Raw genomic sequence first — 12,416 nt, forward strand, 5'->3', positions numbered from 1 at the left:
CTAGATTTTTAATGTGCCATTGTCCATGGCACAACCTTTGCGCTGGGCAGATAATTAGGCAATAAGCTTTTCACAATATTCTAAAAAAAACAAACGGATATTAGTGGAATTCCGCCGACCGTATACAAAAACAGAAAAATTGACAAACCCCCTTAAAAACACAGTTATGAAAAAAATAATTTTTGCAGTCTTATTCACGGTGGGAATCTTAAGCATTAACGCGCAAAGTGGCGGGCCCGAAGTTCTTAAAGAGGTAAAGGCAGGAGATATGCTTCAGATTGGGCGCCCGGACTCCCCTAGTTTTAAGCATATTGATTTTCCTAGGGCTAATACTATTATTAAAAATGGAGGTATTGCCAACTATAAAAAAATGGAAGGGGTCAAGGTGGTTGTTACAGCTGTAAAGGAAAAAAAGGACGGTACCTTACAGGTCAAGATCAAAAGGACTGATGGTGGGCGATTTTTTGGTATCCATAGTGTTGTATCCGCAGATTTAAAGGATGCACTTGTATCAGGTGAACTTAGAGGAATTTAATTTTTAAATGGTTGGTTTTATCCGTCCAGTTCTGTTGTTTTAGTTGCTAAAGTTGGTTATATACGGGCTGGACGGAATTTTCTATTCTATTGTATAAATAGACACGTTTTTAATAATTTGATGTAAACCCTAATAAAACAAAAAAATGGATAAAAAATTGACTCTAAAACAGCGTCTTAATACCGGTTTTATCTTGGCAATAGCATTTTTATTGGTGCTTACATCGAATGAATTGAACAGAAGAAACTTCTCTACCGCAGACCATACCGTGAACTCTGTTTTTGAAGATCGGGTGGTCGCCCTTGAATATATCTATAGACTTAACAACCTTTTTCACCAGAAAGAGTTGGAGTGGTCCTCTGCAAAGGGAATCATGGACCATAATGCCAATGGCGAAAGCATTAAAGAACTACTGGAGAATTTCTCTAAAACTAAATTAACACCTAATGAATCGGTCCATTTTACACTGTTGAAAGAGAACTATAGGGAATTACAAACCTTGGAAAATAGTTTTTCTAGAACACCAGCATCTACGGAAATCGGAAATACAAAAGAATTCAGTGCCCTATTTGAAAAAATCGGCGACAATCTGGATAAACTTTCCAAAGTGCAGCTTTCTGAAGGGCGTCAGTTGACCTATTTATCCAATAAGGCATTAAGTATGAACCTATTGCTATCTAAGCTTCAAGTTGCGTTTTTGATTATCATTGGTCTTCTTATGGTACTCATTATTTTTCACGGAGAAAAACCGTTTATAAGGATGATTGGGAAAGATGCTTAAATTATTCCAGTATCTCAATTCTTTCTAATATTCATTCTATCTATTTCAGTAGACCCTTTGCTGTTTGGTAAATTCTAATCCCTCAAAAGTTTTTTAAGCTTTGTTTGATACCCTTGAAGGTAATTTATTTTTGTCTTTTCATCAAGATATGAAAGTTCGATTAGGGATAGTACTTTAGCTTGGTTTGTCGTTAAACTTTTGAATGCCTTTTCATATTGTCTTTTAGAAATGCCAGCAAGTTCCGCTAGTTGAAAAAACTGCTCTGTAACCTTACCTCTTGATTTGTCTAGAGGTATAAGTCCATCTTCTAAGGCAAAATCCCTATCTTCAATATGAATTCTACTGTTTAATAGGTCATAAGCAGGACTCAATTTAAAATCTCCCAAAGCAGTTTCCATTAAAGAGAAATTTTTGAAATGGGCATCACCGTTAGATATTAAATAATTGAAAAGAAGTAACTTAAATAGTTTGATGGCCTCGATTGGATAGGCAGGAACATACTTTTTTAAAAGTTCAAAAAGTTGTAAATAATTTCCCGAATATTTAAAATCTGTTCCATGGGTTTGTGGTGTTCTGCCGGCTAGAGTAGCAAAGTCTTCAATTGCCAATTTAGTACCGTCTTCTTGCACATCAAAACGTTTGGTAATATATGCGGGGTCTCCGTTTTTAAAGAATACGAGGCCGTTTTCCGCAGTTTCGATTCCGAATACTTGACGTGCCAACTGCATGCTCAAATGTTCGTTGGCCGGCATTTGATCTTTACGGGTTCCCACATTGGGAATAGGTTTTAAAATATACTGCCCTTGTTCTCCTTCATTTATCAAACGTAGTTTGTTCTTCTCCAATAATACTGAGAACTTTTCTTGTACACCAGAAATGGATAAACGTATTTTGTTTTCTTTAAAGAGTTCTTCTGTAACTACATTAGTAACGGGCGATTCGTAGGGTAGGATAGGGCTTACCTTCCTACCATTGAATAAACGGTTTAATGCTGTTGTACTATAGGTATTTAATCCTTTCTTTAAAGTACCTGGACAGTTATTTATGTTTATCGGATTACTCATGCTTTTATTTCCTTAACCTGAATGGCTCCAATGGTATCATATTTCGCTGTGGTTAATAACAGACCAAAATAGTCATTGGGATCTATACGTAACTCAAAACAAATATTTTGTTTGTTCGATCCCTCAGGAAGCATATTATAAAAAAAAGGGAATAGATAATCCGAATGATACTCTTGTTGGTTTTTTGGTAATGTAAGGCTGATAGCAGGGGTGTCCTTTGATTCAAACCATTTGTCATGATAACGAAAGGTGAAACTTCCATCATCCGATTGGGTCAATATACCCGCTTCTTCCTTTTTGTACAAAATGACTGCTTGCCTCATTCTTCAGCTGTTGTCGTTTTTACTTGGAAAGTGAGTTCCAAACCTAGTGCATTGCCCAGTTTGTTTAATGTTTCTGCAGTAGGGTTGCCTTTACCACTTTCAAATTGTTTAAGGGTACGAAGTCCTACGCCTGATAGGTCTGCCAATGTTTCTTGGGTAACCTGTAGCATTTCTCTTCGCTCCTTTATACTACGTATTAAACTTTTAAAGTGCATTATATGGCTCTTTTGTAGGCTAAAGTAAATATTTATCATGAATAAACATAGCAAAAGTGCGTTTTATTGCACTAATCGACTTTTTTTTAATACATTTAACTCTATTTGATAAAATAGTGCGTTATAGTGCACTATTTAAATCAAATTTTTCTTCGGGTTAAATACATCTATGATTTTCCTTATTCCACTGGTGTATTTGTAAACACTGATTTTTTGAGTTTTTTTCCTCCATCCCCCAAATCCTTTAGATTAGCTTAATTAGATATATAAGCTAAAAAGGATAATGATGATGTTGAAAAGAGGAGGGATGACAGCAAAAAATATATATCCATCGCCAAAACTTCCAAGGCTACGGCCACCCGTGATTTACAGGATATGGTTGAAAAACAATGCTTACATCCTGTAGGTACTGGACGGGGTGTACATTATAATTTGAATTTAATATTTTGAACAGGAGATTTACTTACCGATTTATAAGTAAAAAATTGTGATAGTTGGTTATTTTGCCAATCCTTTAATTTCGCCACCGAAGATGAGGAACATTATCATCTCATATTTCTTTCCTAGTTTTTCTCTAAGGATTCCAAAAGCCTTGGTAATTTGGGCTTCTACTGTTTTTATAGAGACGTTTAGATGTTCCGATATTTCAATGTTGGTTAGGCCTTCTTTTTTACTTAGGATAAATATTCTCTGGCATTTTGGGGGAAGATTTTGGATTTCCTTGTTTACGATCGTAATCATTCTTTCTATAATGTTCTCGTCTATTTCCTCTACGACCTCACCTAGCGACTCTATATATTTTTGTTGTAATAACATCATCGCTTTATTTTTTTGATAATTGTTTATAAACTCATTGTAAACAGCTTTGTACAGAAAACTTTGAATGGAAAATTGTTTTTTTAATTTTTTTCTAGATTTCCAAGTTTTCAAGAATACGTTTTGCACTATGTCCTGAGCTTGGGCCTGATCGTGGACCAAGGTTAAGGCATAGGCATTTAATCTTCTATGATAGGTGTCCAAAAGAAACATATACGCTTTCTCATTCCCAATTATGAGGTTTTCTACCAGAGCATCATTATCGTTAAAATTCATAAAAAGATGTTTTTATCTCAATATTAGGCTAATTATAATGTGAATATATAAAAATATTTAATGAAAAAGTTAGGGTATAGTAATTCTGTCTTGTATTATATAAAAGAATGGTTTAAAAATGATTTCCAAAGAAATAGAAAATCTAATTGTTAAGTATTTATCCCAAGCTGCAAGCGCCGAGGATTTGGATGTTCTTAATAATTGGATTGCAGATGACAAAAATCATCAGGTCTATAAGGACTTTATTAAAACTCATTTTGCAATTACTTTGGCAATGAATGATTCAGATATAAATAAAATTAAGGAAGAACTTAGGAAGGAGATAAGGAAAGGAAAGAAGCAATACTATAGTCGAAGATTACTATCTGTAATGAAATATGCGGCTATTGCTATTTTTTTTATTGGAGTTGGAATCATTTGGCAACAGGGTGTTTTTGATAAAACCCAGAATGCAGTAATTGTTCCAAGAACTGATGCAATTACACTTGAATTGGAAAATGGGGATATTGAAATTATAACAGAAGCTGGAACTGCCCAGGTTCAGGATTCCAATGGAAAGGTGGTTGGAGTGCGGCAAGGTAATAAACTTGTTTACGACCAGAGTGAAGAATTGAAATTGGTTTATAATACATTGACAGTTCCAAATGGCAAACAATTTAATATTGTCCTTTCAGATGGTAGTAATGTGCACTTAAATTCAGGAAGTTCAATTAAGTACCCAATTAATTTTTTAAAAGGGCAAAGGCGTCAAGTGTTTTTAACAGGTGAAGCATTCTTTGAAGTTGCCCATGACCAGGAAAATGCTTTCATTGTTAATGCTCAAGATTTGGATATACAGGTATATGGGACAAAATTTAATGTTTCCAACTATCCAGAAGACAGGGATACTGAAGTGGTTTTGGTGGAGGGTTCTGTTGGCCTTAGGGAATCCAGTTTGGAAAACGGCAACAAGGCTGAGGTTTATCTTAAGCCTGGTTACATGGGTGTCTATAATAAGTCCGACAATAATATTTCTCAAGAAGAGGTGAACACCTCAATATACACTTCTTGGATGAATGGAAATTTAGTTTTTAGAAATAGTTCCTTTGAAAATATTATTCAAAAATTACAAAGACATTATAATGTGGTAATAATAAATAACAATGAAAAATTGGCAAACGAGACTTTTAATGCCACTATTGAAACGCAGCATGAGACCATTGAACAGGTATTTAATTATTTTAATAAAGTCTATCAAATCGAGTATAAAATAATAGAGAATAAAATCATCATCCATTAAACCAAAACAGAATATGCCTATGAAATAAATTAAGTAAGTAAATTCAATCACTTGACATATTCTGATTTTATATAAAATCAGAAAAAAAATCGGAAAATGCTGTAACATTTCCCGATTTCGTAAAGTGATTACAATTTTTAAAAAGTATAACCACCAGTAAACATTCAAAATTATGAAAAAACCACCAAAGTCTGGGGTAATTATCCCATGGCGTTTAAAATTTGATTTAAAAATGAAGTTGTCACTTCTTTTTTTAATAACCGTCTCCTTTGTAATGCAGGCCAATTCCTCCTATTCCCAGAAAACCAAAATATCCTTGGATTTTGGGAATGCCACTATGGAAGAGGTCATTGATGAAATAGAGGCCAATACCGAATTCAAGTTTATTTTTAGTACAAAGACAGTGGACTTAAAGCGCAAGGTGTCCATTAGGGTAAAAAAGGTTCCTATTAAACGGGTTTTAGATATCCTTTTTAGCAAGGAGGGTATTGGTTATGAAGTTGATGATCGTAAAATATTACTTACTAGGTCTAAAATGAAAGCTTCGGTAATGGAGGTTGAAAGTGCAGTGATTTCTGACTTACCTCAAATTTTAGTATCTGGTACAATCAGTGATCAAAATGGTGCTCCACTACCAGGGGCCAATATATTGGAAAAAGGTACTACAAATGGTACCCAGGCAGATTTTGATGGAAATTTTTCTATTTCTGTAGAAGACGAGAATACTGTTTTAGAAGTTTCCTATATTGGTTTTGCGGCCAAAGAGATAATTGTAAATGGTGAAACTTCACTGAACATAGTTTTGCAGGAAAGCGCCGAAGGTCTAGATGAAGTGGTCATTACTTCCTTTGGTATTCGCAAATCTAAGAAATCTGTAGTTTACGCTACTCAGGAAGTGGGCGGTGACGATCTTGCACAAGTTGGAAATCCCAATGTTTTGAATGGGCTTCAGGGTAAAGTTGCTGGAGTTTCGGTAAACCTTAGTAGCGGTATGCCAGGAAGGTCACCATCAATAAAAATAAGGGGGAGTAGATCACTTACAGGGAACAATCAGCCACTTTTTGTGATAGATGGAGCTCCAATAACTGGAAATATACAAGATATTAATCCAAGTAATATTGAATCTATTAACGTACTTAAGGGGCCTGCTGCATCCGCATTATACGGTCTTAGGGCATCAAACGGTGTAGTATTAATTTCCACTAAAAGTGGAAAATCACTGGATGGCAAGCCTACAGTAAATTTGGAAACCTATTATAGTGTAGATGATGTTGCATTTTTACCAGATTTACAGACAGAGTTTGGCCAAGGTGCAAATGGTGTTCTTAATGTCAATGGTCCATTCGCTTGGGGACCTAGAATTACTGAAATTGGAACCTACACGAATAATAGGGGAGAACAAGAGGAGGCAAGGTCTTATGATAATGACAAGGCTTTCTATAAATCTGGAAGTACTTCCAATACTAATTTGTCAATATCTAATGTTGGGACTATTGGGAGTTATTCATTAGGGTTAGGTCATAATTCTCAGGAAGGAATTATACCTGGAACAGATCTGGGTAGAACAAACTTAAACTTCAATGGGAAACTTAATATATCCGAAGCCTTAAGTGCTACAGTTTCCTTCAATTATTCCGATTTACAGTATAGTGATTTTCCTGATTTAACGGGTAATAACAACTATTTCAGAAGCTTAACTGATACTCCACCCTCCTATAATTTGGCAGGAAGTCCCATCGCCCTTGAAAATGACCCATACTTTCAACAATATTTCAGAAGTGGTCAAAATAATCCTTATTGGGTGGTTAAGAATAATTATAGAAATACGGAAAGGCCTAGAACTCTTGGGAATATATTGTTTGACTATAAAATTTCGGAAAACCTCTCTATTAATTATCGATTTGGAGTTGATAATTTTTCCTCACGAACAGAAGATTTTAGGGAATTGGGAACCGGTCAGGCCGGCCGTACAAATCCACCAAGTGGAGGGGCAATATCCATTTTAAATCAAAAGGAAAATCAAATTAATTCAAATTTATTTCTGACCTATAATAAGGAATTAGGTAAAGATTTCTTACTGGACTTGGTGGTTGGTAATGAAGTTTTTGATGAGAAAAGGAACTATGAAACATCAGGTGGGTCAAATTTTGTTACTGGCGGATGGGCAAATTTAGCCAATGCTACTATAATTACAGGCTCGAATTTTGAAAGCAGACAAAGGATAGTTGGTTTCTATGGCAATATGAATTTGGGATGGCAGGATATGATATTTCTTAATGCTTCTGGTAGGAATGATTATGTATCAAACATGCCAGTAGACAATAGATCTTTCTTTTATCCTTCTGTTGGAACTAGTTTTATATTAACAAATATAATTCCAAATCTGGAAGAGGTTATTTCCTTTGCTAAAATTAGAGCTACCTGGGCCGAGGTTGGGCAAGCAGGACCGTTGTTTGTAAACGGAACAGGTTTTGTTGCAAATAATCCAGGAGGATTCAATTTTCCGTACAATGGGATTGCATCGTTTTCACAACAAACCACTCGAATAAATCCAAATTTGGGGCCTGAGAATACGAAGTCCTATGAATTAGGATTTGATTTCCGTTTTTTCAATGATAGGCTCTCTATTGATTATACTTATTTTAACAGTATTTCAGAAGGACAGATTTTTGCGGTTCCCTTGCCTTTGTCCACCGGAGCACAAAATGAAATTAGAAATGCTGGAGAAATTTCTTCAAAAGGCCATGAAGTGATATTGAGTTTGATCCCTATAAGATCACCTTCTTTTTCCTGGAATTTGACTACAAACTTCAACGCATTTAGCAATAAGGTGGTTAGTTTGGCCGAAGGGGTTGAAAGGATTGATATAAATAGCGGGATAATTGTTGCCGAAGAGGGTTTTGATTACCCGTCCATTGCCGGCCTTTCTTATGCTAAGGACCCTGCTTCTGGGCAACCAGTAATACAGAGCGATTCCAATTCAGCTGGATATGGTTTTCCAATTATGGATAACGAAAGAAAAATCATAGGATCGGCCTTGCCGGATTTTGAAATGAACTTCATTAATAATTTTACCTATAAAGATTTGTCCTTGTCGTTTCAGATCGATTGGCGATCTGGTGGGCAGATATTTTCTCAATCCTTCGTAGAAACTAGATGGAGGGGTCTTGCAGGTGTTACAATGGATAGAGAGAAGGATGATATAATTCCAGGAGTAAAGGGTACACTTGTTAATGGCAGTCCTGAGGTCAATGGCGTAAATGACATTATTATAAAAAAGGATTATTCATATTACAATAGTATAGGTGCATTTAATCCTACTGAGCAGTCCTTGCAAGATGCATCATTTGTTCGGTTACGAGAAATAACTTTAAACTATGACCTTCCTGAAAAAGTATTGGGTAATTCGTTTGTTAAATCGGCATCTGTCTATGTTTCAGGAAGAAATCTTTTTCTCCTAACCGACTCATTTACCGACCCTGAAGTTAATTTTACCGATGGTAGAAGTGGAAATACGGCAGGTTTGGAATGGTCTCAGATACCACAGACAAAGAGTATAGGAGTTGGAGCAAGAATTAAGTTTTAATTTAAGAAATCATGAAAAAAATAATATATATCACTTTAGCAGTATTTTTGGTGGGAGTGTCTTTCTCTTGTAGTGAAGATACACTTACCGAGATCGATACCAATCCGAATATCGTTAATGACGCACCTTTAAATTCCTTGTTGCCACAATTAATCATTGCCTATAGCAATGAAATTGTTGGTGCCGCAGCAGCTGTTCAGGCTGGTTCCATTTCCGAGCAAACTAGCGGGGTATTGGGGTTTAATTCGTACACTGATTTGGAAGGAGCAAGTGCTCAAGCATGGGAAAATGGCTATTTAATGTTAAATGACCTTGAATTTATGAGAAACAAGGCGATGCAAAGCGAAGCCTGGACATATGCTGGGATAGCAGAAGTATTGAAAGCCTTTACTTTAACAACTCTGATCGATTTATATGGAGATATTCCTTATTACGAGGCGCTGCAATCGGAAATAAGAAATCCCAAATTTGATGCCCATGAAACACTTTATGCTGAGATACATTCAATTCTTGACAATGCAATCAGTAATCTTGGGAAAGTTGATACTGCCATGCCTTCACAAGATGATTTAGTTTTTAATGGTGATCAACAATTGTGGATGAAAACAGCTTATGGCCTCAAGGCTAGATTATATAATAAATTGAGCAAACTTGATAGTCCAGGATCTGCCCAAAATGCACTTACTGCCATCACTAATTCCCTTACCAATAGCGAGGAAAATTTTTCAATAAAAATTTATAATAGTTCGTTGGAAAATGGAAATCCTTATTCTGTGGCGCAGAATGGTCAGCCTCGATCAGCAGTAGGCAAAATTTTTGATGTAATGTTATCGTTTACCCCAAATACTGTTATTGAAGAAGATCCAAGGGCGGTTCCTTGGTTCTCCACTATCAATGGCAATCGCATTCCCGCACCTAGTGGAACGGCTGAGGCCGATTTTGGTGAACCCCGTTTAGACGGTGCTATTTATTCCAAACCTTTGTTTTTGAAATATATGGCAGCACCATTGCCAATCCTTACCTATAATGAGCTATTGTTTATTCAAGCCGAAGCTAATTTCCGATTGGGTAATACTTTGGAAGCTTATAATGCATATCAGGATGCTGTTCAATTGGCATTAGAGGAATCGGCGGATTTTAGTCCTGATGTTCAAATTGATCCTGCCGATATTGCGAACTATCTAAGTTTTCCTGGGGTTTCTCCTGGGGAAGGTAGCCTGACATTGGAAAATATAATATCTCAGAAGTATATATACTTGTTCAAGTTTCAATGGATAGAGGCATACAATGAAACTAGAAAATTCGATTTCTTCATGGCAACTAACCCAGAAGGCAGGGCAAATAGGATGTTATATCCGGTTTCAGAAGTTACTCGAAATCTCAATACGCCGTCCGATGTTAACTTTTCTACAATTTTTGACAGTAGTACAAAGTTGATTTGGGCCAATTAAGATTGTCTACTAGTCCGGTTAATGAAAGGGGGTTAAAAACTTTATATCCCCCCTTTTATTACCTCTAACGTAGATGAAAACTAAGGCAAGTGTTTGAAATAGCATTGCCGCTTATAAAATTTATAATTATTTATAAATGAATCCACTTTTTAGAAATATTGGGCAGATGGTTATTCTCGTACTTTTCTTGATTTGTTTTAATCCCGTTCAAGCCAGTCAAAAAGTAGATCTTAAGAATCAGTATGATCTAGTAATAATGGGAGCCACATTTTCTGGCATTTCGGCGGCACTCAATGCGGCAAAATATGGTCATTCTGTTGTGGTTGTTGAAGAATACTCCATGATTGGCGGTCTTATGACCGGGGGGTTGTCCTTTACCGATTTTATATCATATGAGGCACTAGGGGGTACTTTTAAAGATTATATGGGCCGTGTTGAAAAATACTATCTGGATAAATATGGAAAAGAGTCAGAACAATTGAAAGATTGTCATGGGGGCATTCATGCAGAACCACATGTTACCCTGCAAATTTTTAATGATATGCTTAGTGAATTTCCAAATATTCATATCCTAGTAAACCATCGACTAGAAAGTGTTTTAATGGATAAACCCGATAATACATTATTGACAATCAAAGGAGCAATATTTAAGGATAAAGAATCTGATATCTCAGTTACGCTAAATGGTAAAATGTTCATCGATGCGACTTATGAAGGGGATTTAGCGGCATATGCAGGTGCAGAATATCGTATAGGAAGGGAATCTCGCCAGGAATATGGGGAACCCCTGGCAGGTAAACTTTTTTATAGCAATAAACAAATTTTGGTAGGCAGTACTGGGGAAGGGGACCATAGGGTTCAGGCCTATAATTTTAGGTTGATTATGACCAATGATGCCAAGAACATATCCAAAATAGAGAGGCCTGAAAACTATCTTCGGGAAAATTATTTGTCAATAGCAGATGTTCTAAAGGAAGGTAAGGTATCACAGGTTTTTGTGGAAAAAAGTCGTGACGGTATTTTTAGATCACAGATGTTACCTAATAATAAGGCTGATGTAAATGATATCAAAAATGCACCGGTAAGGATGACAATGTTGGGAGAAAACTATGAATATCCAGATGGTGACTGGAAAACAAGGCATAGAATAATTGCTAAACATAAGGAACACCTTTTGGGTATGGTCTATTTTATCCAGAACGATCCTGCAATTCCTGCGAAATTCAGAAAAGAAGCGCAACAATGGGGCTTGGCTAAAGACGAGTTCACTGATAATGGTAATTTTCCGCCACGATTGTACATTAGGGAGGCAAGAAGGATTATGGGAGACTATGTGTTTACTCAAAACGATTTCAATACCATCGGAAATTCATTGATCGTCGAACTAAAGAAAGATGCCATTGCTATTGGAGACTATGCCCTTAACTGTCACGGGGTATCCCCAGCAACCTTATATCCATTTGTTGCTGAGGGGGATTTTAATTTTATCCCCCCCCCTTTTCAAATTCCATTTGGCGTAATTAAGCCTATTGGATTTTCTAATTTATTGGTATCGGTTGCAGTGTCGGCTAGTCATGTAGGTTTTAGCAGCCTACGACTGGAACCTGTATGGACAGCTTTGGGGCAAGCGTCAGGAATAGCGGCACATATAGCGCTCAGTGAAGAAGTCCCAATTTCAAAAGTGGCAGTTAAGGAAGTACAAAAGTTATTACATGAAAACAATGCCAAAACTGCTTATATCTCTGATATCGACGTCTATTCACCATATTTTGTTGCCGCGCAATATTTTGGGGTCCGTGGATTTCTTCATGACGCATACCTTATGGAGGAATCAAAAATGTCCGGTACCGATACTTATAAAAGTATAAGGGGGTCTCAATATGCATTTGCCTATCCTTTTCATGCATTAAGACCAAATGAACCTTTGGATAAAAAGTTGGCCGAGAAGTGGTTGGAACGCCTTGAATCTAAACGACTGAAAATCGAAGCTGAACACTATTATATGAATAATCGGGTATCCAAAGGAGAATTTTTGTTGAAATTATATGAACTATTAGGGGAAGAGAAATGACATTCCACTTTATATCATT

Annotated in this window: 10 protein-coding genes; 6 read left to right on the plus strand and 4 right to left on the minus strand. The window is 36.3% G+C overall.

Annotated features, from left to right (window positions below):
• Window positions 1-166: 166 nt before the first annotated feature.
• Both KO529_RS06000 and KO529_RS06005 read left to right on the plus strand, forming a co-directional pair.
• Complete coding sequence (locus KO529_RS06000; protein WP_215946984.1) at window positions 167-535, plus strand: hypothetical protein; 369 nt, start codon at window positions 167-169, stop codon at window positions 533-535.
• Window positions 536-680: 145 nt separating this feature from the next.
• Window positions 681-1,316 carry an MCP four helix bundle domain-containing protein gene (locus KO529_RS06005; protein ID WP_215946985.1) on the plus strand — a complete coding sequence of 212 codons (636 nt, stop codon included), beginning with the start codon at window positions 681-683 and terminating at the stop codon, window positions 1,314-1,316.
• A gap of 74 nt (window positions 1,317-1,390) precedes the next feature.
• Here the strand turns inward: KO529_RS06005 and KO529_RS06010 are convergent, their stop codons facing one another.
• The 4 genes from KO529_RS06010 to KO529_RS06025 form a co-directional block, all read right to left on the minus strand.
• A complete protein-coding gene (locus tag KO529_RS06010; protein ID WP_215946986.1) occupies window positions 1,391-2,380 on the minus strand; it encodes a type II toxin-antitoxin system HipA family toxin in 990 nt (329 codons plus the stop codon).
• Complete coding sequence (locus KO529_RS06015) at window positions 2,377-2,703, minus strand: HipA N-terminal domain-containing protein (RefSeq protein ID WP_215946987.1); 327 nt, start codon at window positions 2,701-2,703, stop codon at window positions 2,377-2,379. Before KO529_RS06015 ends, KO529_RS06010 begins: the two co-directional genes overlap by 4 nt.
• Complete coding sequence (locus KO529_RS06020; protein WP_215946988.1) at window positions 2,700-2,918, minus strand: helix-turn-helix domain-containing protein; 219 nt, start codon at window positions 2,916-2,918, stop codon at window positions 2,700-2,702. Before KO529_RS06020 ends, KO529_RS06015 begins: the two co-directional genes overlap by 4 nt.
• Window positions 2,919-3,416: 498 nt before the next feature.
• Window positions 3,417-4,010 carry an RNA polymerase sigma factor gene (locus KO529_RS06025; protein ID WP_215946989.1) on the minus strand — a complete coding sequence of 198 codons (594 nt, stop codon included), beginning with the start codon at window positions 4,008-4,010 and terminating at the stop codon, window positions 3,417-3,419.
• A 118-nt stretch (window positions 4,011-4,128) separates the two neighbouring features.
• Here KO529_RS06025 and KO529_RS06030 point away from each other — a divergent pair, with 118 nt between their 5' ends.
• From KO529_RS06030 to KO529_RS06045, 4 genes are all read left to right on the plus strand, one after another.
• Window positions 4,129-5,289 carry a FecR family protein gene (locus KO529_RS06030; RefSeq protein ID WP_215946990.1) on the plus strand — a complete coding sequence of 387 codons (1,161 nt, stop codon included), beginning with the start codon at window positions 4,129-4,131 and terminating at the stop codon, window positions 5,287-5,289.
• Window positions 5,290-5,461: 172 nt separating this feature from the next.
• On the plus strand, window positions 5,462-8,875 hold the full coding sequence (locus KO529_RS06035; protein ID WP_215946991.1) for a SusC/RagA family TonB-linked outer membrane protein: 3,414 nt from the start codon (window positions 5,462-5,464) through the stop codon (window positions 8,873-8,875).
• A gap of 11 nt (window positions 8,876-8,886) precedes the next feature.
• Window positions 8,887-10,326, plus strand: coding sequence for a SusD/RagB family nutrient-binding outer membrane lipoprotein (locus tag KO529_RS06040; protein WP_215946992.1), 1,440 nt, complete (start codon window positions 8,887-8,889; stop codon window positions 10,324-10,326).
• 136 nt (window positions 10,327-10,462) lie between these two features.
• Window positions 10,463-12,397, plus strand: coding sequence for an FAD-dependent oxidoreductase (locus KO529_RS06045; RefSeq protein ID WP_215946993.1), 1,935 nt, complete (start codon window positions 10,463-10,465; stop codon window positions 12,395-12,397).
• The last annotated feature ends 19 nt before the right edge of the window (window positions 12,398-12,416 follow it).

Origin of the sequence: Arenibacter algicola (assembly GCF_018860365.1) — a bacterium.
GTDB classification, from domain to species: Bacteria; Bacteroidota; Bacteroidia; order Flavobacteriales; family Flavobacteriaceae; genus Arenibacter; species Arenibacter algicola_B.